Genomic DNA, 926 nt, shown 5'->3' with positions numbered 1-926 from the left:
CTGACACAGGCGGCGGTCGCCACCATTCCCTGCCGGCCGGATTTGCGGCAGCTGCGTTTTGAGGTGCAGCATACCCGCATCAGCAACCCGGCGCTGGCGGCGGAGTTGCAGGATTTTACCCACGATTGTTATGCACTGGCCCTGTATCAGTGGAAACAACGTGATCCGGAGCACACCACAGACCCGGTTATTCTGCATGATATCGGCTGGCTGGGCAGCCGCACGTTTTTAGCCGGCGATTACCGGACACTGCAATCGCGCACACCGAGAGCTGACTTTCCGTGGCAGGAGCACCGGGACAACGGGCGGCCGTATACCGGGCAGGGCGGGTATCCGACCTGTCAGGTCTGGTGGTCAGCCGCTGACACCGGCCTGAAAGACCGGGTGCTGGCGCAGGCCGATCCGGGGCTGTGGCTACGTTTGTCCGCTACCCTGAAAATGCTGGGTAAAAACACGCCCGCTTATCAGGAAGCGGTGATCCGCCGGCTGGTCAGCCCGGTGAACCTGACCGTTTCCCAGGAAGGCGTGGTGTATGGCGGCTACGGCGGCAGTGCCGATCCCCGTCTGCTGGATGGCGCGAACCGGATCGGGGCTTCCGCCGGTGCACTGTTGGGCGGGTTACTCAGCATGCCGGTGTTCGATGCGGTGCGCCAGGCCCTGCCGATGATGCAGGCGGTGATTCTGATGGCGCTGTATATTCTGATCCCCCTGATTGTGTTGTTTGCGGCGTATGAATTTAACACCGTCTTTATCCTGACCTTTGCGATTTTCGCGCTGAATTTCCTGACCTTCTGGTGGGAGCTGGCACGCTGGCTGGACAGCCATTTGCTGGATGCCCTGTACGGCTCAGACACCCACAGTCTGTTTAATCTGGCGGGCATGCAGAACACCTCGGATGATTTAATCATGGGACTGGTGACGGGGAC

General features: G+C 60.5%; 1 protein-coding gene. It reads left to right on the top strand.

Annotated elements, in window-relative coordinates:
* Positions 1-926, top strand: a 926-nt coding sequence (locus tag Xinn_RS21045) for a conjugal transfer protein TraG N-terminal domain-containing protein (RefSeq protein ID WP_169923648.1), incomplete at both ends; no start/stop codon positions are given.

It is taken from the genome of Xenorhabdus innexi (assembly GCF_002632485.1).
In the GTDB taxonomy this organism is placed as follows: Bacteria; Pseudomonadota; Gammaproteobacteria; order Enterobacterales; family Enterobacteriaceae; genus Xenorhabdus; species Xenorhabdus innexi.
Note: the sequence above shows the minus strand (reverse complement) of the source record. Positions and strands in the feature narration are given on the sequence as shown.